The organism is Chryseobacterium sp. P1-3 (assembly GCF_000738495.1).
In the GTDB taxonomy this organism is placed as follows: Bacteria; Bacteroidota; Bacteroidia; order Flavobacteriales; family Weeksellaceae; genus Chryseobacterium; species Chryseobacterium gallinarum.
In genome coordinates, this window is record NZ_JPEQ01000014.1 from 283,877 (window position 1) to 309,520 (window position 25,644).

The 25,644-nt window shown below is 36.6% G+C and carries 31 protein-coding genes and 3 pseudogenes; 13 read left to right on the plus strand and 21 right to left on the minus strand.

Features of this window, described 5'->3' with window-relative positions:
- Positions 1-84: 84 nt before the first annotated feature.
- From HX13_RS18735 to HX13_RS22645, 4 genes are all read right to left on the minus strand, one after another.
- Positions 85-879, minus strand: coding sequence for an RteC domain-containing protein (locus tag HX13_RS18735; protein WP_238555503.1), 795 nt, complete (start codon positions 877-879; stop codon positions 85-87).
- An 80-nt stretch (positions 880-959) separates the two neighbouring features.
- Positions 960-1,319 carry a helix-turn-helix domain-containing protein gene (locus tag HX13_RS18740; protein WP_050022314.1) on the minus strand — a complete coding sequence of 120 codons (360 nt, stop codon included), beginning with the start codon at positions 1,317-1,319 and terminating at the stop codon, positions 960-962.
- A complete protein-coding gene (locus HX13_RS18745) occupies positions 1,297-2,421 on the minus strand; it encodes a hypothetical protein (protein WP_050022315.1) in 1,125 nt (374 codons plus the stop codon). The genes HX13_RS18740 and HX13_RS18745 overlap by 23 nt, the downstream gene beginning before the upstream one ends.
- A 23-nt stretch (positions 2,422-2,444) precedes the next feature.
- A complete protein-coding gene (locus HX13_RS22645) occupies positions 2,445-2,588 on the minus strand; it encodes a hypothetical protein (RefSeq protein WP_157837468.1) in 144 nt (47 codons plus the stop codon).
- Positions 2,589-2,913: 325 nt separating this feature from the next.
- On the opposite strand from HX13_RS22645, the gene HX13_RS18755 reads away from it, so the two are divergent.
- The 5 genes from HX13_RS18755 to HX13_RS18770 are packed head-to-tail and all read left to right on the plus strand — an operon-like array spanning position 2,914 to position 5,134.
- Complete coding sequence (locus HX13_RS18755; protein ID WP_050022317.1) at positions 2,914-3,141, plus strand: hypothetical protein; 228 nt, start codon at positions 2,914-2,916, stop codon at positions 3,139-3,141.
- 16 nt (positions 3,142-3,157) lie between these two features.
- A complete protein-coding gene (locus HX13_RS22650) occupies positions 3,158-3,325 on the plus strand; it encodes a hypothetical protein (protein WP_157837469.1) in 168 nt (55 codons plus the stop codon).
- A 9-nt stretch (positions 3,326-3,334) separates the two neighbouring features.
- Positions 3,335-3,694 carry a MauE/DoxX family redox-associated membrane protein gene (locus HX13_RS18760; protein WP_050022318.1) on the plus strand — a complete coding sequence of 120 codons (360 nt, stop codon included), beginning with the start codon at positions 3,335-3,337 and terminating at the stop codon, positions 3,692-3,694.
- A complete protein-coding gene (locus tag HX13_RS18765) occupies positions 3,657-4,841 on the plus strand; it encodes a hypothetical protein (protein WP_050022319.1) in 1,185 nt (394 codons plus the stop codon). Before HX13_RS18760 ends, HX13_RS18765 begins: the two co-directional genes overlap by 38 nt.
- A 32-nt stretch (positions 4,842-4,873) precedes the next feature.
- Positions 4,874-5,134 carry a DUF6520 family protein gene (locus HX13_RS18770; RefSeq protein WP_128572504.1) on the plus strand — a complete coding sequence of 87 codons (261 nt, stop codon included), beginning with the start codon at positions 4,874-4,876 and terminating at the stop codon, positions 5,132-5,134.
- Positions 5,135-5,172: 38 nt separating this feature from the next.
- On the opposite strand, the gene HX13_RS18775 is transcribed toward HX13_RS18770, so the two are convergent.
- The 3 genes from HX13_RS18775 to HX13_RS18785 form a co-directional block, all read right to left on the minus strand.
- Positions 5,173-7,734 (minus strand): alpha/beta hydrolase family protein, encoded by a 2,562-nt coding sequence (locus HX13_RS18775; RefSeq protein WP_050022321.1) that lies wholly within the window; start codon positions 7,732-7,734, stop codon positions 5,173-5,175.
- Positions 7,721-9,106, minus strand: a complete 1,386-nt coding sequence (locus HX13_RS18780; RefSeq protein WP_050022322.1) for a RagB/SusD family nutrient uptake outer membrane protein — start codon at positions 9,104-9,106, stop codon at positions 7,721-7,723. Before HX13_RS18780 ends, HX13_RS18775 begins: the two co-directional genes overlap by 14 nt.
- 114 nt (positions 9,107-9,220) lie before the next feature.
- Entirely contained in the window at positions 9,221-12,088 is a 2,868-nt protein-coding gene (locus HX13_RS18785; RefSeq protein WP_050022323.1) for a SusC/RagA family TonB-linked outer membrane protein, read from the minus strand.
- A gap of 757 nt (positions 12,089-12,845) precedes the next feature.
- Here HX13_RS18785 and HX13_RS18790 point away from each other — a divergent pair.
- Positions 12,846-13,073, plus strand: coding sequence for a hypothetical protein (locus HX13_RS18790; protein ID WP_128572505.1), 228 nt, complete (start codon positions 12,846-12,848; stop codon positions 13,071-13,073).
- A gap of 157 nt (positions 13,074-13,230) precedes the next feature.
- Here HX13_RS18790 and HX13_RS18795 read toward each other — a convergent pair whose 3' ends face one another.
- The 14 genes and pseudogenes from HX13_RS18795 to HX13_RS18845 all read right to left on the minus strand — a co-directional run bounded on the left by HX13_RS18795 (position 13,231) and on the right by HX13_RS18845 (position 21,082).
- Positions 13,231-13,482 (minus strand): hypothetical protein, encoded by a 252-nt coding sequence (locus tag HX13_RS18795; protein WP_128572506.1) that lies wholly within the window; start codon positions 13,480-13,482, stop codon positions 13,231-13,233.
- A 1,056-nt stretch (positions 13,483-14,538) separates the two neighbouring features.
- Positions 14,539-14,913 (minus strand): chloride channel protein, encoded by a 375-nt coding sequence (locus HX13_RS25730; protein WP_316931358.1) that lies wholly within the window; start codon positions 14,911-14,913, stop codon positions 14,539-14,541.
- Complete coding sequence (locus tag HX13_RS25735) at positions 14,910-15,341, minus strand: chloride channel protein (RefSeq protein ID WP_316931364.1); 432 nt, start codon at positions 15,339-15,341, stop codon at positions 14,910-14,912. Before HX13_RS25735 ends, HX13_RS25730 begins: the two co-directional genes overlap by 4 nt.
- A 338-nt stretch (positions 15,342-15,679) precedes the next feature.
- Positions 15,680-16,051, minus strand: a pseudogene (locus tag HX13_RS18810) (DUF488 domain-containing protein).
- Between the two features lie 342 nt (positions 16,052-16,393).
- Entirely contained in the window at positions 16,394-16,540 is a 147-nt protein-coding gene (locus HX13_RS24885; protein WP_238555504.1) for a hypothetical protein, read from the minus strand.
- A gap of 10 nt (positions 16,541-16,550) precedes the next feature.
- Positions 16,551-16,811, minus strand: coding sequence for a hypothetical protein (locus HX13_RS18820; RefSeq protein ID WP_050022327.1), 261 nt, complete (start codon positions 16,809-16,811; stop codon positions 16,551-16,553).
- Positions 16,812-16,817: 6 nt separating this feature from the next.
- Positions 16,818-17,813 carry a cbb3-type cytochrome c oxidase subunit II gene (locus HX13_RS18825; RefSeq protein ID WP_050022328.1) on the minus strand — a complete coding sequence of 332 codons (996 nt, stop codon included), beginning with the start codon at positions 17,811-17,813 and terminating at the stop codon, positions 16,818-16,820.
- Positions 17,813-18,244 carry a cbb3-type cytochrome c oxidase subunit I gene (locus HX13_RS25740; protein WP_410493158.1) on the minus strand — a complete coding sequence of 144 codons (432 nt, stop codon included), beginning with the start codon at positions 18,242-18,244 and terminating at the stop codon, positions 17,813-17,815. Before HX13_RS25740 ends, HX13_RS18825 begins: the two co-directional genes overlap by 1 nt.
- A gap of 10 nt (positions 18,245-18,254) precedes the next feature.
- The gene (locus tag HX13_RS25745) at positions 18,255-18,986 is read right to left on the minus strand and encodes a cbb3-type cytochrome c oxidase subunit I (protein ID WP_262483577.1); all 732 of its coding nucleotides are present in this window, start codon (positions 18,984-18,986) and stop codon (positions 18,255-18,257) included.
- Positions 18,949-19,263 (minus strand): cbb3-type cytochrome c oxidase subunit I, encoded by a 315-nt coding sequence (locus HX13_RS26145; protein WP_316931359.1) that lies wholly within the window; start codon positions 19,261-19,263, stop codon positions 18,949-18,951. Before HX13_RS26145 ends, HX13_RS25745 begins: the two co-directional genes overlap by 38 nt.
- Complete coding sequence (locus HX13_RS24890) at positions 19,157-19,549, minus strand: hypothetical protein (RefSeq protein ID WP_238555505.1); 393 nt, start codon at positions 19,547-19,549, stop codon at positions 19,157-19,159. Before HX13_RS24890 ends, HX13_RS26145 begins: the two co-directional genes overlap by 107 nt.
- A gap of 92 nt (positions 19,550-19,641) precedes the next feature.
- Positions 19,642-19,881, minus strand: a complete 240-nt coding sequence (locus tag HX13_RS26500) for a helix-turn-helix domain-containing protein (protein WP_410493162.1) — start codon at positions 19,879-19,881, stop codon at positions 19,642-19,644.
- 70 nt (positions 19,882-19,951) lie between these two features.
- Complete coding sequence (locus HX13_RS18840; RefSeq protein ID WP_050022330.1) at positions 19,952-20,227, minus strand: Crp/Fnr family transcriptional regulator; 276 nt, start codon at positions 20,225-20,227, stop codon at positions 19,952-19,954.
- 2 nt (positions 20,228-20,229) lie between these two features.
- Positions 20,230-21,082, minus strand: a pseudogene (locus HX13_RS18845) (IS982 family transposase).
- 135 nt (positions 21,083-21,217) lie between these two features.
- Here HX13_RS18845 and HX13_RS18850 point away from each other — a divergent pair.
- From HX13_RS18850 to HX13_RS18870, 7 genes and pseudogenes are all read left to right on the plus strand, one after another.
- Positions 21,218-21,670 (plus strand): HdeD family acid-resistance protein, encoded by a 453-nt coding sequence (locus HX13_RS18850; protein ID WP_238555506.1) that lies wholly within the window; start codon positions 21,218-21,220, stop codon positions 21,668-21,670.
- Positions 21,594-21,857 carry a DUF308 domain-containing protein gene (locus tag HX13_RS24895; RefSeq protein WP_238555507.1) on the plus strand — a complete coding sequence of 88 codons (264 nt, stop codon included), beginning with the start codon at positions 21,594-21,596 and terminating at the stop codon, positions 21,855-21,857. The genes HX13_RS18850 and HX13_RS24895 overlap by 77 nt, the downstream gene beginning before the upstream one ends.
- 130 nt (positions 21,858-21,987) lie before the next feature.
- Positions 21,988-22,730, plus strand: a pseudogene (gene fabG / locus HX13_RS18855) (3-oxoacyl-[acyl-carrier-protein] reductase).
- Positions 22,731-22,910: 180 nt separating this feature from the next.
- Positions 22,911-23,483 (plus strand): (Fe-S)-binding protein, encoded by a 573-nt coding sequence (locus HX13_RS18860; RefSeq protein WP_316931360.1) that lies wholly within the window; start codon positions 22,911-22,913, stop codon positions 23,481-23,483.
- The gene (locus HX13_RS26150) at positions 23,458-23,661 is read left to right on the plus strand and encodes a hypothetical protein (RefSeq protein ID WP_316931361.1); all 204 of its coding nucleotides are present in this window, start codon (positions 23,458-23,460) and stop codon (positions 23,659-23,661) included. The genes HX13_RS18860 and HX13_RS26150 overlap by 26 nt, the downstream gene beginning before the upstream one ends.
- Before the next feature lie 11 nt (positions 23,662-23,672).
- Complete coding sequence (locus HX13_RS18865; protein ID WP_050022331.1) at positions 23,673-25,058, plus strand: lactate utilization protein B; 1,386 nt, start codon at positions 23,673-23,675, stop codon at positions 25,056-25,058.
- Positions 25,051-25,644 carry a lactate utilization protein C gene (locus HX13_RS18870; RefSeq protein ID WP_050022332.1) on the plus strand — a complete coding sequence of 198 codons (594 nt, stop codon included), beginning with the start codon at positions 25,051-25,053 and terminating at the stop codon, positions 25,642-25,644. Before HX13_RS18865 ends, HX13_RS18870 begins: the two co-directional genes overlap by 8 nt.

Genomic DNA, 25,644 nt, shown 5'->3' on the forward strand with positions numbered 1-25,644 from the left:
ATAGTGTAAAAACAAGAAAAAAATGCCTATTGATCACCATCCTGGAATGATTGATTCAAATGGTCACTGAGCAGCTGAAGAAATTTAGTAGGGTTGGTTTTCCTGCTTTTTTATCTCATGTAGTGTCTTATAAAAGTTACCCAGGTTAATGTTGAGTGATTTTTCGGTAAATTTAATAATCTCACTAAACTCAATATTGCCACCATTAAATGAACGGGTATTGTGGAGCGCATACAAAAGTTCGACCAGGGCAGATTTTGACGCCGACCATTGGAGCGGGGATTTATCGGTTATCTTTTCATACACATAGACATTAATTTCTGCAATAGATTTCAAAAGATATTTTTCCAATCGGTCATTGGCCATAATTTGGGAAATAAGATGGTCATGTGACGTCGCAAATTTTTCATCATAATCATAAAGGCCTGCTTCTATTTTGGTTTTCAGGTCAAACTGATTCCGGACGAAATATTTTTGATCAAGATAGGTAGCCTTACGCCTGTAATATTCGTAAAAATCGGTATGGTTTTCATAAAAGTTTTTCAACAATTCCAATTCGCATTCAAAATATTCTTTGAGGCTTAACTCTCCCGCATTAGGCTTAGCCGCTTCAATTGATAAAAGTTTCGAAAAATAAATAAACTGCGAAATGAAAACGGGCTTGATCTCCTTAAAGAAATAAACTTCGTCGGCAACCGTTGAAAACTGGTATGAGCTTACATCCAGCTTGATGGCTCTTATTGCAGCATCTATCTCCATCAAGGAACGCTCGTATAAATCAATGGGATTATTTTTTTGATCAAAACTAATCTGTTCAAGCTTTTTCCCTAAGCTAGTCTCTAATCGCTTACACTTTTTAAAAAACGAATTGGCATGCATATTTTAAATAATAAGTATTAATTTTAAAGGATTATAACAAATGCTTAAGGATAAATTACACAACATGACATCCAATAAAATTATGAATCACCAGACTCATCATTGATTTTTTGAATATATTCCGAAGGCATTACACCTGTTAATTCTATAAAACATGTAGAAAATTTGGGTCTTGTGGAAAATCCGCATTCATCAGCTATCGTATCAATGGAATACTTCCTCCACTGCACACTGGTTCTTAGCATTTCTTTAGCATAGTCGATCCGTAACCTATTGATGTACGTATTAAAATTCGCTCCTTTATATTCATTGATAACCGCCGATAAATAAGCAGTATTCGTTTTCAGCTTTTTGGCAAGCTGACTTTGGGTAATCTCTTTTTCTAAATAAAATCTGTTTTGCTCCATAGTTTCGAGCTTATTCAATATTTCTTTTACCAATTTTTTCAGGCAGCTTGGAATGTTTTATTGAAACTGGATCTTTATAACCTTCTTTTCCCGGAGTCTGATCACCAGAAACTTGATATTTTTTAACACTTTTTTTTACCTTAAAATACCTTACAGAAAGTAAAAGCAGAGCACCGAAAGAAATTCCTGCAATAAGATATCCGTAAAAAGCTGAAGATTCCAGTCTCTTTTTGGATGTAAGCAAGTCATTGGTATCATATTCTTTAACGATTTTTCCTGAAAGGTATTTAAAATCATTATGCATTACTCTATCAAATTGCAATAACTGTTTGGTATAATACAATTCTTTCTTGTTATCGTTTTTATCTTTGTAATGTGTGATAAGCAGCTCAAACGCTTCCCTTACTGAAGGATGTGCAAAATTTCGTCCCAGAAATATACTATCTACTTTTTCTAAATAATTAATACCTTCATTTTCTCTGTGATTTCTTAATAGAATTTTACCTTTTAAAAAGTAGATCAGCGATGCATTGGTAAAATCACTTTTCTTTTCAATGCCTGCCAAAGCAATGTTAAAGTCCGACAATGCCTCCCGGTCATTTTTTCTTAGGTAGTCTAAGATTCCACTCAGCTTATAAAAATAGCTTCTTTCTATATAAAAATTTTTATCCTCGGCCGAAGCCTCCAATCCTTCATTAATAAGATCGGAAACCTCTTTTATTTTTGATTGATAAAACAGACAGATACCCATCTGATGAAGGCTGTTCAGATATCCCTTTTTCATATTATACCGAAGATTGGGAAAATCTGCAGGAACGCTTGTATCTCTATAATAAGAACGGCACTTTGAAAAAAGTGTAAAAGCTTCTTCATAATATCCTAGATAACTTTTGACAACTCCTATATGGTACATATTCTTATGATACAGATAGGGATCTTTACTTTTGTCTAAATATTGCCAAGCCTTCAGATACTGATCAAGAGCCTTCTGATATTTTCTGTAGGTAAAATAGTAAACACTTCCTTTTGTAAGATAGGAATTCCCTATAAGATCGGGGTCATTTGTTTGGGAAGCAGCCCATATAGCGCTGTCCGAGTATTCTACTTTTTTTATTTCTCGAAAAGCTGACGGCATCACGATACGCCTGGGTCAGCTCCTTATAATTTTTTAAATGCTTTCGCTTCTTTAATATAGATATTGACAAACTCAAGGGCACGTTCATCGTTTTCTTCAAAATTATCATAACGTACCCTGTAATCAGAATATCTCTGACCATTAACCAAAAAAGCAAAAGAAAACACAAAAACAGAATATTATTTTCAAAATAAAAATAAATTGACAATATAATGTTAAAAATATTACAAATATGATTCAAAATTAAGCAAAATGAACCAAGCAAAAAATTATTTCTACACTTTAGGAATCATTCATAATAAATGTAACAAAACTACCTGATTTACAATTAATTAACACGTTTATTAAATGTGGATCCGATTTATAAATCGGATCCAGAAAATTTATAAATCGGATCCACCAACCTTTTTTTCTAAATCCATGCTCTAAATTCGCTTTCAGAATTCTAAAAAAACTACCGGCCGGGATTGTTAATTTTTTAATCCCAAAATCATGAAAACCAAAATAGTAACTCTGCATATTTTTGCAGGAATTTTACTTTCAATTGTTATTTTATCCTGTCGCGAAGAAAGTCTTCCTCAGATTCCTTATCCGGAGATGCCTGTTCTTACGACTGAAAGAATGGTCTCAAAAGTAGACAGTACCAAACTTGGAAAAGAAATGGAAATCGGTGAGACCGATCCGCCAAAAGACCGTGATAACTGGAAAGTCAATAAGTAATCAAATTTGAACTAATATGGAAACTCAGCTGCCACTCATCATTGAATCAGGAAACAACTGCCCGGTTAGCGGAATATGGAAAACCATAGGACCTCTTACTACTACCATCACGATAAATGAAAAAATGGCTATGCCTACCTATTGTGGCGTAAAAGTACGCTGGATATTGTTATACCACTGTTAAAATCTTATTATGAAAAAGAAACTGACACAACTTGCCATATGGATTGCTTATTTTTTTATCCTGTTGTTTTGCTACGCAGCCATCAGCAAAATATTTGATTTTGAAAACTTTCAGGTTCAAATCGCCCAGTCTCCATTGTTAAGTGCTTATGCTATAATAATTACCTATGGAATACTATTCCTTGAACTTTTAGTCTGCTTCTTTTTGCTGTTTGATAAAACGAGATTCATTGGATTGTACGGCTCCTACATACTGATGGTTCTTTTTAGTATCTATATTTATCTTATCCTCAATTATAGTGAGTTTATTCCCTGTTCCTGCGGTGGAATTCTTGAAAAAATGGATTGGCAAACACATCTCATTTTTTAACATAATATGCGTCGCGGTTGCTGTAGTTGCCCTTAGTATCGACACCTATGCAAACCAGAAAAGACAAGGGAAGCTCTTCTTCAGCCTTCTAATCACAGCAGGATTCTGTATTACCGGAATTCTCATCATGTATCAAAAGTCAGAATATATTCTTAAGAAAGATAATAGTTTTCAAAGAAGATTTTTACAGCATCCTATCCTTAAAAATGGGACTTATGATTTAAAACTGAACTCCTATTATTTTGCCGGCTTTTCAGGCGACACCCTATATCTTGGAAATTACACAGCGCCGTTCTCACTCACAAAGATTACCCATTTTACGGGAATGGAACGAAGAAATCTGCAACTCAGCCGCACGGACATTAATTTCAGGTCTCCCCTGCTTGAAGTTACAGACGGTCTTATCACATTGTATGACGGAGCAATCCCGATCATTTTTGAAGGAACAATCGGGAGCAATAAGCTCACTGAGCAAAATATTGGAAAAACTTATTTCAGGAAAATCAAACGAATTGATCATAATCACTTTCTCATAGGTGCTTTCCACCGCAAAAAGCAGATTCAGAGCCTGGGGATTATCAGTAAGGGGAGCAAGGATTCTGTAAAGTTTAATCCACAGCTTTTGGAAAAGCATAAAGAAGGTTTTTTTGAGCCCGATGGACAATTAAATTATGATCCTTTTACAGGTAAGGTTGTTTATGTTTACCATTATAAGAACATGTTTGTAGTTACTGATCGAAATATTAAATCAAAACATGTATTCAGGACTATTGATACCGTCAGCATTCCACGGCTCGGTCTTTCCCACTTAGCCGATGGCAGCAGAAAACTTAACAATCCTTTGGTGGTTAACAAAAGGTCAATTGCCTATAAAGGGGTTCTATTTGTGGAGTCGGACCGCAAAGGAAAGCTGGAAAAAGACAGGGGTAATAAAGCAATTATACTTGATCTTTATTCTATTCAAGAGCAGAAATACCTTGGCAGTATCAGTATTCCCAACAGAAATAAGGAGCAACGTGTACAATTTACCATACAGGGAAACCAATTGTATGTAATGATAGAAAATGAACTGATCAGATATCGTTTTGCGCAAAACATCACTCAACATTTCATTTCAGGGGAAGCCGAAAACCTGTACAAAGAGTAGGCACCAATAATAAATTTATAACAATGAAAAAAATGAGAAAAATCGCATTGCCATTGGCTATCCTGTTAATCGGAGCAGGCAGCGCGTATGCTACCAATGTAGCATCAGAGACTAAAAAAGCTGATATTCCTGGATGGAAAATTGATCTTGAAAATCCGGAACAGCCTTGTGTCATGACAAGTCAGCTTTGTACGACAGATAATACTGGTATTGTCTGTACAGTAAGTGACGCTTCTGGTGTCCATGACCTGTATGAATCCAGTTGCGAAACAGAATTATTCAGAATTCCTTAACTGTTAGCTATTACTAACTACTAAAAGAAGGGTGCACTTTATTGGGCACCCTTTATGTATTTCTGTATCCAGGGGATATTTCTTTCATCCTTTAAATGATAATTAAACCAATCCAGAATTTTCAGGGTAAGGTCTTTCTGAGCTTCAGCCCTACTTAAACTGTGGCCTTCCTTATCATAAAACAGGGCAATAACAGGCTTTCGGTATTTTCTTAATGCAATAAACATCGATTTGGTTCCTTCCGGGCTTACATTGCCATCATCAGTCCCCGTCCACAACAGCATGGGTGCACTGACATTCTGAACAAACATTATCGGATTATTTTTGATATATTTTTCAGGATTTTCTGCCATCGTAGCCTTAAACCAGTACTGGCGCCCTTCATACCTGTAATAGTCGGGAGCATTAAAATGATAATTGTACGCATAATAAGTCCGTACCACATCAGAAACTGCTGATCCTGAGACATAGGCTGCAAAACGGTTTGAATGACCCGCAATAAAGTTGGTTTCATACCCGCCAAAAGACTGTCCCAAGAGTCCGATCTTTGTCATATCCACATTCCTGATTTTCTGTAATTCGTCTAAGGCATTATTAATGCTTTCCAGTGCTGAAATTCCTGCTCCTTTGTCAGATTGCGAGATATCAGCAAGCAGTACGGCGAAGCCCTCCTCCATCAACAGCGGGATATTCAGCCCTGTGGGATTCGAGAAGGAAGGTCGCAGGAATCTTTTGGTCATATAATCCTGCTTCTCATACACATGGATAACAACGGGATATTTTTTTGAGCGGTCATAATTCAGCGGCATATACAAAGCTCCGTTTATGGTTTCACCGTCCGAACCTTTGTAGCAAATTTTAATAAGCTCTGCCTGTTCAAATTTCTGATTCTTCTGATCTGAAACATAAAGAACTTTTGGATTTTCCTTCTCTTTCTTTACTACAAGCCTTGGCCGTTTATTATAGTTTTCCTCAATCCAGTAATAATTTTCACCCTGATTCAGCCTTTTAAATGCCGTGATCTCATCAGGGGTCGGTTGTTGAATGATATTTAGCTTCCTGTTTCTTAAACCGGCATAAATGATATGACTGGTCTTCGGATCAGTGATTTTTAACAGCAAGCTCTTTTTGATATCTGCTGTCCTGAAGTCTCTACCGTATCCTAATTCCGTACTGATTCTTGTAAAATCCACCAGCTCAATTTCTGAATCATCACTGGCAGTAAACACTTTTTTCATTTTCTTAGTGGCCAGATTATATTCAGAGATCCTGTTTCCTCCTACCCATAGAACTTCTTTCTCCGAAGTAAAGTAAGGAATCATGGCAGCGGGAATCTTTACATCTTCCATCCTCAAAGTTACCGTATTATACAGCTGCCAGTTGTTTTCCTTCTGAATTAACAGGTACTGACCGAAAGGTGAGATGACCATCTGTTTCCGCAAATCCGTAATCAGGGTATAGGTATCGGTTACCGCATTCCAGAGATACAGCCTGTCAAAGCTATTTCCTCCTGCTTTATCCATTTTATCCACCTGCTGTTTATCGGTTTCATACATCAGGTAGAGTGAATTCCCGATAGCAGTCTCCACGAAATACCCGGGGCGGGTCATTAGAGCCTGCTTTCCGCTCACCGGCTCCCAGTCCACCTGGATAAATTCGGTTACCGCCTTTGCATGCTTTTTAAGGTCGAAGTCCGTTCCGTACCAGATATCAACCATTCCTTTCGCAGGCGGAACTCTCTTTCCTAACTTAAGGACAATACTACTATCAGAGCGGGAAGGATTTAAGGTCATTTGATTATAGCCATCATACCCGCTTCCATCAAAAATATATTGTTTTTTATCCTGAGAAATATAGTACAGTCTGTTTTTGCCTTTCTCTCTGGTCTGAATAACAAAGCCTTTCTGTTTCATGCCGGAAGGCAAAATATTGCTCAGCTCATCATGGGTCGAAAAGAGGGTCTTGAAGACCCCTTGATTTAAAATTAAGGCTTCATTCAGATCACCTGTCTTCCTTTTAGCGATGGTCTCGTCACCATCAGAATAGATATGCTGAATATCGGAAATGGTTTGCCTAAGATTCATATTTTGATCATAAACTTCCAGCCTGTTCCCTTCTTTTCCGGTATACAGCACCATAAAGCTATTCTGCTGTTTATTATAATTGAATTTTTTTAAATGACAAAAAATACGGGCTTTTCCTGTTTCGGGATTAAGATATTCCAGGGTATCTTTTGCCTGTATCACAAGGTGATTCCCCACAAACATGATAAAATCGATATTTTTTCTTTCCGTCCTGAGGTCTTTACCTCCTGTGCTTTGCAGCATCATATTCTTTGTCCCTTCAGAAGAGAAAATATACCATGCCAGCCATTTACCGTTATCAGAAGCTTCGGGAAATTTCATTTCTTCGGTATCCTTAATCAGCTTCTCGAGATGATCATACCGCTGGGCTGAAAGGTTTCCTGTTATATTGATTATAAAAAGAAGAATTATGACCACAAAATAGGAACTCCACTTTTGGATTCCTTTCTTCATGCAATATTTTCTTGGTTCATACAGCTTCATATTATCCGTATATGACCTATTAATATCCATCATTTTGTGGCGTTAAGTGACTGTTTAAAAGCATTTCTTTCTGCGGGAGTGGTAAATACTGATTGGTCGTTTTCCAGTTAGGCTTTACCGATTGTAAAAGATCCAGCTGCCCCCATCGTTTCAGGTCAATAAACCGGCTTCCATGTTCTGCAAAAAATTCTTTTCTTCTTTCATTTTTAATCTCTTCCATAGCCTGAGCCTGTGAAATAGAGGTACCAAGAGGTGTTAACCCTGCCCTTTGTCTTGTCTGATTGATCAAAGGAACTGCCTGGGCTGTTTTGTTCTGCATGGTTAAAGCTTCTGCCAGCATCAGGTAAACATCCTCCAGTCTGTAGATGACGGAATATTCTGTCGTATTAGTAGCGGTGGTCACCTTATATTTGGTCTGTTTGTAATTGATCTGGGAACCAAATATCACTGGTGTGAAATAGTTTTGTCTTCTGAGGTCAGCCGAAGAAAAGGAAGCGATTAGATCCGGATTCAAAATAAATGAGGTAGGTGCGCCCACAAAATTATAAAGTACGGCTTCGCTTGTCGGATCGGTATTGTTCTTTGGTTTTAGCTGCCAGATAATATGCTTTCCTGTTTTCCGAAATACTTTGGAAAGATCATTTTGAAAAATATAGTCAGCATTCTGAATGACCGTTTGGCATAAAGCTTCTGTTTCCTGCCATTTTCCCAGCATCATTTTCATTTTAGCCTGTAAAACCAAGCCTGCTGCTTTGTTAATGTAGATTCTCTCGGCATTCCGGTATGCTAGAGGCAAAAGGTTCACCGCTTCCGAAATATCAGCATCCAGCCTTGGCAGAAATTCAGTCTTAGGCATTCTGCTTAAGGTCGAGTTATAGACATAATCTGTTGTAGTAGTGTAGGGAATCTCACCGTACATCTGGTACAGGTAATAGTAGATAAGGGAGCGGATGAGCATTGCTTCTCCCTTTATCCTGCTTTTTGCTGATGCCGAAAGGCTTTTGGATTTTTCCACGCCTTCAATGATACTGTTGGCCATATATACCTCTTGATAAGCCGTTGTCCAAACCTGGCTCACGGTAGCATTGGTCGCCAGTGGCTGGTTATGGTAGATATCCAGGATTCCGTTTCCAGCACTGGTAAAAACACAAGTTATATCATCGGTATAATTTCCCAGTAAAGCGCCGGAACCGTCTGTCGTTCCGCTGATCACTGAACCGGTCCATAGTCCTGAGTACAGTCCCGCGAGCGCGGCATCTGCGGTTTTCTCATCTTCAAATACCTGTTCTGTGGCCAGCTGGTTGTTCGGAAAATCTGTTTCTATAAATTTCTCACACGATACTGCGCTTAAAGCAGCATAAAGCATCAAAAGAAGCGCTATTATAGCGTTTATAATATTTTTCATTGTTAGTTGCTAAAAGTTATTACATATAAAATCATCAATTATCTCAATCGTTAATGATCCCAAATCTTTATCTTTAATTTTTAATCACTAATCACTAATCATCAATCTTAATCGTTAAAAAGTCACCTGGAATCCCAGGGAATAGGTTTTTAGGGGTGGAAGGTAGCCTACGAGATAAAACTCCGGGTCCATTCCAAAGTAATTGGTGATGGTCAGAAGGTTTTGTCCCTGCACATAAATCATAGCTTCTTTGATGCCCAGCTTTTGCATGGGAATGCGGTAGTTAAGCTGTACATTCTTCAGCCTGATATAGGAAGCATCACTTATTGCCGCTGTTGAGTTCTGAAAGAACCCGTGCAGGGAAAGCTTCTGGGGGTTGTACCCTGCTGAATATTCCATATAGCTGCCTCCTGGGTTAGATGGAGACCATGCGTCCAATACTTCTACAGGCTGATTGCTGAGTGCTCCGGGCAGAAGCATCTGGCGGTTGTAATTCCAGTTTCTCTGTTTTACAAACTGCCACAGGAAAGATGCTGACCAGTTTCCCCACCTGAATTGAGTTGACCATCCGCCAAAAAATCGGACGCCCAGTTTTTCTACTGCCTTATTATCGTCAGGGGAGGTAATTTTACCGTCACCATTGAAATCTGTAAACTTATACAATCCGGTGGCAGGGTCTATGCCTTCATACTGGTACACCTTAGCAATAGTCGTAGGGTATCCGATCATATACTGATTGGAATAGGTAGAACCTTCGAGGTTCGGAAATTCTACAAGCGTATTCTTGGGAATGCTCAGGTTAAAAGAGGTTTCGTACCTGAATTTTCCTTTTCTTAAAACCTGAACCGAGGTATCAAATTCCCAGCCTATATTCCTGATCTTTGCCGGAAGATTGGATTGTACGGAAGGAAAGCCCGTGGTGGATGGAAGGGGAATTCCTACCAGCTGATTGGAAGAGGTGTTTTCATAGTAGGCACCTGAAAAATTAAAGCGTCCGTTCCAGAGTCCTACTTCCAGGGCCAATTCTTTTTTCAGAGTCTTCTCCCAGCTGAAATTAGGGTTATACAGCCGCGCCGGATTTAAACCGGTCTGCCCGTTATATATACCCGATGAAATAATATAGGTATTGAGATATTGGTAATCTCCTATCTTATCGTTTCCTGTAGTTCCCATGCTTCCTCTGAGTTTACCCATGCTCAGCCATTTTACCTCTTTCAGAAAGGGCTCTTCCGAGAAAAGCCATGCCGCGCCTATTGCTCCAAAGTTCCCGAAACGGTTATTGGCACCAAATCGGCTAGAACCGTCACGCCTTCCGGTAAGGTTCACAATATATCTTTTCTTCAGTTGATAATTAAAACGGGCAAAAACTGCCGTATAGTTATACTGGCTCCGAACCTGATCAGAAATGGTCTTTACGCTAGCGGCTCCAATATTATCAATCAAAGCATTGCTCTCAAAGCCTTTTCCCTGAATAGCTCCCTGCTCCGATTGTGTTTTCTGCAGGGTTGCTCCGAGTAAAAATTCAAACTGGTGATTTCCGGTTTTGTAAGCGCCCACCAGTTGGGGTTCGAGGATATAGGAAAAGTTCACCTGGTTATTCCGGGAAGAGGTGGAATTCATACTGGTCTGTCCAAAAGAAGGATTATTTATTGTATGGGGCTTTATCGAGCGTTCTTCGAAATTCTGATAGCTGATTCCGGCATTCATTTTTAATGAAAGGAAAGGAAACAGCTTATAGGACACATTAAGGCCGTTATTAAAAAAGGCGGTCTTATTGGAGTACTCGCTCAGAAGCGAAGCCACCGGATTGTTAAATGTTCCGTTCTCCCAGTTGATGCTCCCGTCTGCAGTATAAAGTGCCGGCGCATTGGGGCTCAGCATAATACTCTTTAGCGTAAGGTCATCATTCTGCACATTGTTCTGCTGAAAAGAGAAGGTATTTACCAGGTTAAATTCCAGTTTTCTGTCAGGGGTGAAATAGCTGAAATTGGCATTGATGTTATTGGTTTTATATTTGAAGTCAGCCGGCAAAACAGTGGTCTGCTCATTATGGCCGTAGCTGATCTGGTAAGAAAAGTTTTCAGAGCCGCCACTCATCGACAGTTGAACGCCGTAGGCATCTGCCATGTTTCCGATCAGTTCTTTCTGCCAGTCGGTGTATCGGGATTGGTCCCAGGTTCCGTTGATGTCATACATGGTAGCGGGATAGGCTACATTATCATTCTGGAATGCATGGCGACGCATACTGATGTACTGCTCCGTGTTCATCATTTCCATAGGCCTAGTAATCCTGCTTAAGGAATACGAGGTATTAAGCTTGAGCTCAGATCGTCCTTTCTTTCCTCTTTTAGTGGTTACAATGATCACTCCGTTGGCTCCTCTTGATCCGTAAATAGCTGTGGCATCTGCATCTTTTAATATCTCAAAGCTTTCAATAACGTTTGGGTTGATAGCGTTCAGGGGATTTATCGAGGACCACGGAAGGATTTTATTAGAATATAGCGAAGGGGTCTCGGAAGCCTGTGGAACCCCGTCTATAATATATAAGGGTTCATTACCCTCACGTCGGATACTGTTCTTTCCCCTGATCTGGATCTCAAATCCACCTCCCGGAGTTCCGGTATTCTGGGTAATGCTTACCCCCGACATCCTTCCCTGGGCAGCAGACAGTACATTAGATACAGGCTGGTTTTCGATATCTTTTGCCGATACTTTTGCTATGCTTCCAGTGCGCTCCTTATCTTTGACTTTATAATACCCTGCATTCAGTACCACTTCTTCAATATGGCTTACTTTTTCTAAAGCCAGCTTGTTTGAAGGTGATAAGGTATCGGATTTTGTCCTGAGTATGGAAGCTTCAGAGGTATTCTTTCGGGAGATCATATCCGAATTGTTCTGTACCTGCGCCGGAAAAGAGCTTCCTGCTACAGTCAGCATAAGGACACAAGAGATGCCCCCAATGCTGGTATAGGATTTTTTCATACTTTTGTAAAAGTTAATGGTTAATAACTATTAATGCTCTTTCCTGCCTCAGCTGTCAACTTTTGCGGAAAGGGCTTTTTTATTTCTTATTGTTCTGTAACAAAAAGATAACTAAGTATCATTATAATAGGTGTTGCTTATTTTCATTTGATGGTCTTTTATGGTTACATTGTGTTTTTAAATATTGTCTAGGAGGAAGTTTTGGGAGATTACAAAACCTCCAACCTAAACACATCATAAAGAATTAATATGAATGAAATTAACCTCGAGTGTGAACTGTAAAGCTCCAATGGATGCGCTGCCATTGTATCCTATCTAATCTTTATAGTAAAAGCAGCTTAGAGAAATGTAGAGAAGGCGGACATCATTGAAAAAACAGCGTGGAACTCTACCTACCGTATCAGAGGTACTGGCATACCCTTTACCACGAATAAGAGAGCCCACGCTTAGAACGTGAGCAATCTGCTTATTGTCTTGTGGTAAAATGAAAAGTGCCAGTTTTCTGATACAAGATTCTAAGCGAATAGCTTCTAATATTTTTTGAAGTTTCGCAAAATTACAATTAAGTAACTTCTTTTACAAAGATAAGAAAAAAATATTTCGGTATACAAAACTATACCAAAATATTTTTTCATTATGTGCTTAATTGCATGTATGATTAAAGAAAGTGAAAAAATTATAATTATAAAAAACTGCGATTACTTTGCGTAAAATGCTAAGTAACAATAAGAGTTACTCAGCAAAATCGGATGGTAGTATGGACATAGTCAATAGTTATGATAAAATAGCTGCAAACTCTAATTCAGAACTGACCAAAGCTACAGTAAACGGTGCTTTTAGCGGAAAGAAAAGGTCAACTATGGCAACTATTGTTCTTATTGTTGAGTCAATGGGTTATACAATGATTGATTTTGCTGAAATTTATGATAAGCTTTCGGAAAGAGATGTTAGTAAATTCAGAGAAGAAATGCTTAAAAAAAGTTAGTAAATTCCATAATTATATTTCAACCATTCTGTTATTTGTTAATAGATAAATAGACTGCGAGTAATTTATGGGAATAATGATAAAAGAATTAGAGAGCAAATTGCTCTCTAGTTCTTCTAAAATATAAATTGTACAATCTGTTAAAATTGACCCGTGTTCAGTTGGTTTTTGATGAATATAAATCGTCTCTTTCAATGCCCTTTCTTAAAGGTCGGCTAAATCTTGCTGATAATACTGCATGTATCGCCATCATAAAAATCCACTCCTGACCGTTATCATCGGTAAAATAAATTTCTTTATTATCAGGATAATAAAGCCCTACGAATCTTTCTCCTATTCGTATTTTAGAGCCTTGTTCTAATTCCTGTTCAATTTTTAGAACTTCAAAAATAACATAATATTCAGTCATTATATATTTAATTTTCATCAGGCCAAATGCCATAACCCTTATTATCTATCAAAAAATGATTTCCTGTGGGAAACTCTAAATATGGTATTACGAAAGAAGCATTAAAATCTTCTCCCGATCGCATATACCTACCATTTAAAGTTTCTGTTCGAGGATGTCTTAACCCGTTTATTTGAACATTAAAATTAAAGCTTTTACTTAAAGCTATTAATGTGTTCAATTCAAATAATTCAGATATGAGGGAATTTAACAAATATTCAGTTATTATTCCAAGTAATCTCTATTGTTCATTACATATTCTAAAAAAAAATTTTCATAGTTAAATTTTTCTCCAAAAGTGACTACTCTATTTTCTAAAAACATAATGGTACGAATTTACATCTATTTTCTGAGATAATCAAAATTCTACATTTTCAAAGTGAGTAATTTAGTGGGTAGCCTAAACTTCAACTTTATAGAAAAAGAGATTTAAAAAGACGGTTCAAATCTCTCCAAAATTAAAAAAAATACGTAAATTGCAAGAGAATAATTTTATTTCCATCCATAACTTTATCTAAATTTAAGCTTAAAATGCTATGAGGCTGTCAAAAACCTCAAAATAAATTCCCTGAATAATAAATTTTGGGGGATTTTTTGTTAATTTTCTCTTAATGTTATCCGATAAAAGTCTAAGTTTCTATTTTAAAATACAAAAGTTTTACTATTTAAGAAAATTAATCGTAAACTTGAGTAATAATAATTAACAAGAATTATTACGTGATTTGGTGTGAAGCCTCATACTTTTGGGGCTTTTTATTTTTATTAACAACCAAAATTTAGTTAATCAATTTTGATTTTTATAGTTTTCGAAACCATTTTTTAACTTTATAAAATTTTGAAAGGTTGACCTTAGTGACTTAGTTTAAACACTTTTTAGAATGGAATATACTCACTGGTATTATTGTTAACTTTTAATATTATATGTATATACATTGTAAGGTATAATTCTCTTAGCTAAGTTTTTCGAAATCAAACATCCTAATAATATTGGAAAGAACAACACGTATCCATTAGGCACTAGATTACACACCAGAAAAAAGTGCAGTTAAAGGAGCATAAATAGATGCCGATAAAGTAGCAGCAGCTCCAACTAACACAAAATTTACATAAATTAAAGAGGTTCCAAAAAAAAGTATTGCAAAAAAGCGCAAAGGTAAATCCTAAAAATGCGCCTGCCACAATACTAGGTGCAAAGACACCACCATCTCCTCCAGCTCCAAGAGTTAGAGAAGAAGCCAATGGTTTTAGTAAGATTAGAAAAAGAAGAAAAAGAAAAGAATAACTTTTGGGATGGTTTAGAATTTCCGATAAAGAATGATAACTATCTCCATACAAAAACGGAAAACAAAATATTAGTCCCCCTACAATTAAAGCTCCCAAATTTACCCTCAAAAAATTATTGGAAATTCCTGAAAAAAATCCTTAATCTTAATAACTAAAGTTGTAAAATAAACGGATAAAACACCTCCAAATAAACTTAAGATTACAAAAAAAGGAAGTGCAGACCATTTCCATCCAATAATTTCAAAAGAGAGTAATGGTTCACTCTTTATAAAATAAAGAAAAATAGCGGAAATAATAGCTGACGCAGTACAGCTTATAAAAAGGGTTTTATTAAACTTTCTTGCAATTACTTCCATAGCAAAAAGCCATCCTGCAATTGGACTTCCACATAATATACTTACTCCGGCAACAACTCCTGCGCTAATAAGTTCCAATTTGTAAATATTGGCAGTAAAATGTTTTTCATATACTGAGTTTCCTAAAGTTGCTGTTGCAACGACAGTCGATACTTCAATTCCTGTGGAGCCTCCGAAGATTACAGTAAGAAATCCATTAAAATTTCGGTGATTCCTTTATTTTTTCTATTCAAGAAAAGGTATTTTCTTAAAAAATAGATTGCTGTAATTCCAATCGTCGGCAAAAATACAAAACTTAAGGTATTTTCTCTTTCCGCAAAATGAAATATGAGTTTTTGAAAATATTCAGTAATTAACTTTAATGAATACCCTAAAAAAGAGGCGCAGATACTTATTAACATAGAAATTAACACTAATCTGAAATAATGATGTCTTTGTATACTTTTTCTTTTCATTACCAATATAAATTCAAATTTTCACAAAATTAAGTATTGAATAAATAGATTCAAAAAAAAGCTTTATGATATTTTATCATCTAAAATCAAATTTTCTAAATATTTTTTTAGTATCAATGGATGACAATGTTGTTCATCTTTTGCACCATAGACCAATGTGATGAGATCTTGTTTTTTTATTTCGATCTAGAAATTCTTTTCCAGGATCTTTTTTCTTTTGAGCTCGATTTCGTATTTTTCTGAAAAGCTCTTCCAAAGTTTTGGATCGTGATGAAACCACTTTCGAAGTTCAGAAGAAGGAGCAAGCTCTTTATTCCATTCTTCTATATGGGCATTTTCTCTAGAAATTCCTCGAGGCCATAACCTATCAACTAATACGCGGTATCCATCTGTGGGAGAATAAGCTTCATAGATTCTTTTAAGTTTTATTTTCATTCATTGTATTATTAATGTTAGATAGATTCTAAAAATATCATCAAATTTCTTTCTTGAGAAGGCTAATAAAATTGAACATATATAATCTAAAGACTAAAATTCGTAACAATATAAAAAGCTGCCCAAGCTATAAATACTAAAGCAATAACCCAAACCCAAACTGGAATCGTTCGTGGATTTTCACTTCCTTTTATAATGAAACTTTGATTCCTACCTGTATCATATGCATTGAGCATTAATGGCAATGTCCCGTTGACAGTTTCATTGTCAGATAACCCCTCCATATGAATAATCGGTCCATTGCGCACATTAAAACGTATGATTTTCAGACCTTCTTTATTATCAAATTTGCTGACAATTTTTTAAAGTATGTTCTCCGTCCGCCAACTTCGTAGTGTCGAGATTGAAAACAACAGGAGTCTGAAGTTCTGCAATAGGATTCGATTCCCCATCAATATATAAAAAGACTATGGCATTATGTTTTGACATTTTCTAAGATTTAAAAATCCAATATATTATTTTTGATATGCTTTTTGTTATTCTCGTTTGGTTTGATTAAAAATTTGAAAGAATAAAACAATGTTCCAAGGGTAATTATTGCAATAATTGCCACAATAGCCCAATCCCAGTTTGATTCCGGGCCAGTACCATGCGTAAAATCCTGTGTTATTTTGGGTTGCTGAAGCTTACACGCATCGCAAGCCTGAACATATCCAGTCCAAAAGACAAAAACAGGAATTATAAACTTTAATTTTTTCATTTCATTTTATTTTATTTTATCCATGATTATTTTTACTTCCTCAACTGTTACTTTCTTGCCATTATTTCCCCAGCTTGTTCTTTCATGATTAATGAGGGCAGCCACATCTTCAGGTTTGAAATTAGCATTGGTTCCTACCGCTGGCATTTCTCCAAATTGAGGAGCCAGACCATTATATCCTTTCATAATAATAGTAACATACAGTTCCAGATTATCTCCTAATACCACTTTGTCGCCTTTCAATGGTGGGAATGCTCCTGGAACTCCTTCTCCAGTTGCTTGATGACAGGTAGCGCAATTGGCTATGAATAAAGCCTCTCCATCAGGAAGGTTATCTCCTCCAGCATTTCCTTCTGCTTTTTTCTCTTCTTTTTTATACAGAAATTCTCTTGCCGGAATACTCTTCGGAAGTTCAGTCTGTTTAAGGCTGAGTAGATATGCAACGAGATCACTGGCATCTTTTGACGGCACAATTTTTCCTTTAATTCCTTTTCTGAATGCGTCAGGAAGACTGATTTCCTTATCTCCGGGATCAAGCTGGTCTTTAACTAAAAATAGCCATTTATAAGAAGGCATAATAGATTGGGGAACTACAGATCTAGGATTGAATAGGTGAGAATATTGCCAGTCTTTACTAGATTGTCGAGCTCCAATATTGGTAAGATCAGGACCTGTTCTTTCCGTTCCCATGAGAGTAGCAGTATTCTGGAAAAGATTGAGCCTCTTGTTTCTGGCATAATCTACAGCCAAGCTTGGACGATTACCAAACACCTGATCCATATCTACATTACGAACCTGCTGGGTATGACATGCTACACAGCCTTCACGAATATAAATTGATTTTCCCCGACTTTCTTCTTCTGTAAGTGGTTTACTTCCCTGTAAAGGTTGATATACTTTTTGGTTGTTCAATGCAGGAAATATGCATATAAACAGGGTCAGAAAAAGGAAAAATGCCAATGCTGAAGAAAAAAGTTTCTTATGGTCACTAAAAAAATCCATTATGCTTTTACTTGTTTATTGTGAATGATTTCTAAAATCTCGTCTGGTGTCTGAGGAAGTTTTATTTCTTTTTTGGGCTTTATCATTCTGTAAAAATTATAGGCGAAGATGATATGTGACAACCACATCATTGTTCCTCCGATTGCTCTCCACAGCCAGAAAGGCATCATATGTACAACTCCTTCAATAAATGGTTTTTTCTCCATCCACATCATTCCTTTTTCTGTAGAACCTACCATTAATGAAACGGTATATACTAAAACCCCAACTAAAGCTAACCAAAAATGTAATCCTACGGTAATACTTGGTGGTTCATAAGAAGTAAGTCTCGGCACTAAGGTATAAGTGAAAGACCATAGCATGAATGTAATAATCCCATACATTGTTAAATGCGAATGAGCTACTGTAAAATCCGTAAAATGCCATAACAAGTTGGTAGCTCTAAAACGCCTCTGCTGTACCTTGTAGTGAACCTGTAAAATAAAAAATAATAGAAACTACATAAAAAGGTAACACATAACTCAATTTCAAACGATGCCAAGATCCTCTAATAGTCATCATAAAATTAATGCTTCCTGCCGCTACGGGAATCACCATTCCCACACTCGCAACAATAGCAATAGTCTGCATCCACCAAGGGATAGCGCTAAAAATAAAGTGATGAGTTCCAATAAGAGTATAAAATAAAATTTGTGTCCAAAACGCAAGTATGCTTAAACTATAAGAATACACTGGACTATTTAGTTCTTGTGGAAGAAAATAATACATCAACCCCAAATTAAAAAACATAAACCACATCCCTACACCTTGATGCATAAAATATCCCTGTGTAATAGTTTCGCCTAAACCATCTTGCCAAAATGGAAAATAAGCAACCAATAATATAACTACCACGAACATCATCGCCGAAACTATGTACCAATTGGAAACATAAATTTCTTCTGTTTTTCGGAACGCAATAGTATTGATATGATTATAAATACTAATAATAATTCCTGTGGCAAAAAGGAGCATAATGGGCCAAATATATTCTCTATATTCTCCACCACTATTATTAATCCCCGCCATTAAAAAAATACTACCAAGAAATACAGCAGAATTCATTAATACTAAAGTAGCATATCCAATCTTAAGATTAAAAAATCTTTGTATTACCCACTCTTGGAATGACATAATATGAGAAACCTATCATTGCCATAGATGCCCACCCCCAAAAAACCATATTGGTATGTACAGGTCTAAGTCTTCCAAAACTGAGCCAGCTAACGTGGTCTGCATCTGGAGCAACAAACTTAACTCCAAGATATTCTCCCACAGTGGTCCCCATAAAAAGCCAAAATACACTACAGCCAAGAAACCAAAGGATTAATTTTTTTTTCATCATCAAGAATTTTAATATTTCGTCCCTCTTCTCTTTTAGTTTGTAGAAAACGAATATCATGTATTTCATTTGCTTGATTTACTAAGCCTCGTGGGTCTTTTACTATTTTATTAGATGATAGTTCATTCCCTGAAAGTTGAAATTCGAGTTCTTTTTTACGTTCTTCCAATGTAGAAATCTCTCCAGGTTGAAGATGATTGACGTATTCATAAATTCTTTTAAGTTCTTTTTTTTTCAACGTATCAGAAATCATCCGATTTACTCTTATTAAAATAAGAATAAGTGCAAAAATGATAGGAAGTAAAAAAAGAACAATTGTAATTTGTAAACCAGGCTCATTAAGAAGTTCGTCCATAGTATAAGTTTTAAAAATAACTTTTATCTACTTAAAATTATCCCGAATATTTATATTTTAATTATGATTTCAATCACAACTGTTTAATTTATTTAATAGTAAATTAATCCTTTTTTTATCCTAAGTAAATTGTTTTTTTCCATTAATTTAATTACTCGTATAACAGTTTCTACCCGCAATCCGGTTAGATTAGCCATTTGTTGGCGTGTTAATGGAATAATATATTCCGAATCTAGATCATTCTCTATGCAATAGATATTCTTAAAATAATTCATTAACGTTTTAAGTCTCATACTAGGATCATTAGAAAATATATGTTGCGACATAATCATTTTATAATATAGTCTGCGTGAAAGACTTTTGTTAATTTCTATCGCATATTCAGGATGTTCGGCCAACAGATTAAAAAAATTCTTTAGAAGAAATCTGTATAATCTTACAGTCTGTTAAGGCTACAGCATTAGTTGGATACTTTTCATTAATAAATAATAAGACTTCGTCAAATCCTTGTGGTGCATTAATAATATTCTGAATGAATTCTTTTCCATCTTCACTGTAATTATTAAGTTTAACTATTCCTGATATAATTTGAAAATAACTGTTACAAGTCGAGTTTTCCTCATAGATAAAATCCCCACTATTATACTGTGCGATATTATAACTATACTCGTAGTGCATTATTAAATTAAAGATACTTTAATTTTGTTCATTTTTTCTATTAAATACAAAAACATTTACAAATTGAATAAAAGTTAGAGCCGTAATTTTACTTAAGATTCTGGTTTTAAAACCATTAAATGATTTCGCATAATTGTTTCTGATTTTAAATTGGTCACAAAGTTGAGAAAATAGCGTTTCGATTCTCTTTCTTGATTTTCTAAAAATATATTTCTGCTTGTGATAATTTTTTTGGTTGCTTCTCATAGGTGTATCTAATTTTATATTTGCATAATTGAACAAATCTGTTTGTACTTGAGTTGATACATAACCTCTATCTCCGATTAATGTGCAATTGTTTATTTGATGCTTTATGTCTTGCAAAAAATGGATATCATGAATGCTTGCAGTAGAAATATCAAAACTTTGAAATATTCCTGAAACAGAACATATAGCGTGTAATTTGTAACCATAATAATAACTCGATTGAGAAGCACAATATCCTTTGCTTGGAAATGAAAATTCATCTTCTTTACAGATTTTAGAGCGGTTTGCTCTTGCGTTTTTGCAAATTTCTAAAGGCATTGAATCTACAATAAAAATCCTTTCAAGATCATGAAATCTATCAACCATCATCTTTCTGGTATTTTCCATATGCAAGAAGAGTTTTCTTTTCCTGCGATTATAAACACTTCTTTCTATCATTCCTTTTAGTTTTGAATTTGAAAGATATCTAAATAACTGATATTCTGAATCTAATGATAAATATTCTGCAGAAATATTTATGGCAATAAGTTCTAAATCACTCAATTTTGGTTTAATAGGTTTAAAATAAAAATTTTCATTTAAGGTTAATCTTCTTAATTCATTTAAAATAAAATCTTAAATTGCACCTAGGTTATTCTTAGTGTGTTCGATTGGTAGTCAATACAATATACGATTTTTTTTTCATATTATGAATAACCTTTTATAATGCACTACGAGTTAATTTAATTTCAAAAACATATTATTATGGGAACAACATTTTTTAAAACTATCAAAAACACAGTTAAGCATTGGTATTTACCTTTAATTGTAGGTATTTTACTGGTGATTATGGGATTGTACATGTTTAGCATTCCACAAGCCACTTATCTGTCTCTGGTGCTGTTTTTCAGTGCGTCATTTTTGGTTTTCGGGATTATGGAACTTGTGTTTGCAATACAAAACAAGGATAATCTGGACAATTGGGGCTGGTATCTGGTAGGTGCTTTGCTGGATCTTTTTGTAGGGATTATATTATTTTTTCAGCCGCAGGTGGCATTTGTTGCTTTGCCCTATTTTGTTGGATTTTCATTGATGTTCCGTTCTGTACAGGGGATTGGTTTTGCCTTTGATCTCAAAAGCTATGGCGTTTTTGCAGTGGGGGAATCTGGCGCTGATCAGTTTTCTTGGCCTTATCGGTTCTGTTATTCTTATTCTTAATCCTGTTTTAGCCGGAATTTCTCTGGTTGTTATAACAGCTGTGGCATTTATTTTTTCAGGTATCTCTGCAATAATTCTTGCATTCAATCTCAAAAAACTGAAAAACTATCCAAACAAAATCAGCAAAGAGTTGAAAGACAAAATTGAATCACTTAAAAATGAATATCATAATGAACTTAATAAATAAAACTTTTTCATAGGCATATTTATATTTTTTCTAAAGTCATGCACAATCGCCTCTTCATGGGTGATTGGTTTCCAAATCATGGCGATTTCATATATTTGTCTTTTAAAGATTAATTTATCTAACATTTCAAATGGGATTATTACAAGGTAAAGTTGCCATCATTACTGGCGCAACAAGAGGTATCGGGCAAGGTATTGCAGAAGTTTTTGCCAAAGAAGGCGCAAAATAGCATTCACCTACGCCGGTTCTGTAGACAAAGCAAAAGCATTAGAATCAGAATTAAGTAATATTACAGAAATCAAAGGCTATCAGTCCGATGCGTCGGATTATGATGCTGCCCAAAAGCTGGTAGAAGATGTATTGGCAGAGTTTGGGACGATTGATATTCTGGTAAACAATGCCGGGATTACCAGAGATAATCTGATGTTAAGAATGTCCAAAGAAGATTGGGATACGATTATCAAAGTTAATTTGGATTCTGTTTTTAACCTGACCAAAGCGGTTATCAAGCCAATGATGAAGGCCAAATCGGGCTCAATTATCAATATGACTTCTGTAGTAGGCGTTAAAGGGAATGCCGGGCAGGCCAATTATGCGCCTTCTAAAGCTGGTGTTATTGGTTTTTCTAAGTCGATTGCATTAGAATTAGGATCCAGAAATATCCGTTGCAATGCCGTGGCACCAGGTTTTATAGAAACCGAAATGACGGCCGCACTTGATGAGAAAACTGTACAGGGATGGAGAGATGGTATCCCGTTGAAACGGGGTGGACAGCCGGAAGACGTGGCTAATGCCTGCATTTTCTTAGCAAGTAATATGTCTTCCTACATCACCGGCCAGGTTCTGAATGTTGACGGCGGAATGCTGACATAATAGAATTTAATATTCAGTGAAAAAAGACTTTTGATTTCAAAAGTCTTTTTTTATTGTCTTAATGCCAGGTAAATTATTTTTACTCAATATAAATAACCTCTCGTATAGGCTTTTTTCATCCTAAGCCTAATCAGGAAAAGAAGAAATAGTGCTAATTTAGAGTTTCTATAAAATTTTGTAATGAAAGTAGCACTCTTTATCCCCTGTTATATAGATCTGATTTACCCCAAAGTCGGTATTGCCACACTTGAGCTTTTGGAGCGATTGGGCGTAGAGGTCACAGTACCTTTGCAGCAGACTTGTTGTGGACAGCCTATGGCCAATGAGGGCGATCAGAAACATTCTATAAGGACAGAAACTCAGTTTTGTGAAAATTTTAAGGATTTGAATTTTGATTATATCGTTGGGCCGGCAGGGAGTTGTGTCAAGCACGTCAAGCTCCATATGGATGCAATTCCTCAAACCGAAACTGTTACAGAAATCCGTCATAAAACCATAGAATTAGTAGAGTTTTTACACGATGTTCTCAAGATAGAAGAATTCCCTTGGGCACATTTCCAGCATACGGTGGCTATCCATAATTCCTGCAGTTCTATCCGCGGCTTACACATTGCATCCCGTTTTGAGTGGCAGGAACCTTACTTTAATAAAACCGAAGATCTGTTAAAGAAGGTGTCAGGAGTTAAAGTAGAAACGATTGACAGGCCACAAGAATGCTGTGGCTTTGGTGGGACGTTTTTGTGTAACCGATGAAGCGGTGAGTGCCAAGATGGGGCAGGACAAAGTTGCTGATTATACAAGACATCAGGTCGAGTATGTAGTTTCGCCGGATATGTCTTGCCTGATGCATCAGGAAGGCATTGCCAAAAGAGAAAAATCAGACCTCAAATTTGTACATATTGCTCAGGTTTTGAACAACGGACCATTTTAAAAAGACAAACAATGGGAAAAGTAAACGTAGAAGATAATGCGAGAAAATTCATGAAACAGGATGATATTCACGAGGCGCAACACGATAAAAATCTTTATAATACTATCATTAAGCGCAGTAAAGTATCCTCTGAGATTCCGGAATGGGAAGAGCTTAGAAATCTGGCTTCGCAAATCAAAGAACATACACTGACGCATTTGGATCACTACATTGACCAGTTTGCAACAAAAGCCGAGGAAAACGGTATTACAGTCCATTTTGCAAAAGATGCCGATGAACATAATGCTATTGTTTTTGATATTTTGAATTCTCACGGCGCAAAGCGCATCATCAAAAGCAAATCGATGCTGCAGGAAGAATGCGGGATGACGCCTTTTCTTGAAGAAAGAGGAATTGATGTCCTGGAGACCGATCTGGGTGAGCGAATCCAGCAGCTATCGGATGAGCGCCCAAGTCATATTGTAATGCCTGCCATCCAAAAAACGACAGAAGATATTGCCAAACTATTTGCAGATAAAATTGGTACGGATCCCAACGATGATGATCCGCATTCTCTCGCAGAAGCAATGAGGAACAATGCCCGGCCCAAATTTTTGGTGGCAGATGCCGGGATGACAGGCGCCAATTTTGCCGTTGCCGAAACCGGTACTTTTGTAGTCTGTACTAATGAAGGTAATGCTGATCTTACTGCAAGCATTCCGCCACTTCATATTGCCAGTATTGGTATAGAAAAGATCCTGCCGAAGGTAGAAGATCTGGGTGTTTTTATCAGACTACTTTCCCGCAGTGCTTTAGGAACGCCGGCAACGCAGTATACTTCTCATTTTTCAGGTCCAAGAGAAGGATCTGAGATGCATATCGTACTCACAGATAATGGCAGGAGCAAAAGATTGTCTATGGACAAGTTCTGGCATTCTCTCAAATGTATCCGTTGTGGTGCCTGTATGAATACCTGCCCGGTGTACAGAAGGAGTGGCGGATTGTCTTATGGTGCTACTTATTCCGGCCCGATTGGGATTATTCTGGATCCTACTTTTGATGAAGACACCTATTCAGAATTACCTTTCCATTCATCGCTTTGCGGCTCCTGTACAGAGATCTGCCCCGTTCATATTAATATTTCGGACCAGATTATCGAGTGGCGAAAAGTGATGATGGAGAAAAAGAAAACACCTTTTGGCAGAAGGCTGGCATTTGCTGCTGCTGACAGAATGCTGGGCAGTGCAACTGCTTTTAAAATGATTGAAAAGACCACTTACAATATGCTGAATATTCTCCCAAAATCTCTATTGGAAAACAGCACGTTGGATCCTTGGGTAGAAGACCGTGAATTGCCTGACGTGAAAAAAGAAACCTTCAGAGACTGGTACAAAAAAAACCGAAAAAACAATGACTAAAGAAGAATTACTGAGTTCGGTAAGAACCAATCTTGCTAACCGCGAAAAAGTGGATTATCCCGCCATCCCGGATTATAAAAAGCCAGGGACAGATCTTAAAGCTGTTTTTGAAATTAACGCCAAAATTGCTGCCGTCGATTTTTATGATGTCGCATCGGTAGAAGAAGCGCAGGAAATTATGCGAAAAAAGCTTCCTGATGCTAAGGTCACTTGCTCTGCAACGCCTGAATGGAGAGGGAATAAAGATATACACGTGCAAAAGCCCGCGGATCTTAATGATGTGGATTTGGGTATTTTCCGTGCAGAGTTTGGTGTGGCGGAGATGGGAATGGTCTGGGTCACCGAAAAATCTCTGGTTACCAATTCATTAGGTTATTTATCTCAACACCTCGCTGTTTTGCTGGATCCTGAAGATTTGACCGAAAATATGCATACCGCCTACAAAAGAGTAGATTTTCCACACGCACATTATGGCTGTTTTGTGATGGGGCCATCTGCAACAGCGGACATCAGCGCCGTTTTGGTACACGGTGCACAGGGCGCACGGACATTGACTTTGTTCTTTCTGAAAAAACCTGTGCCCTAA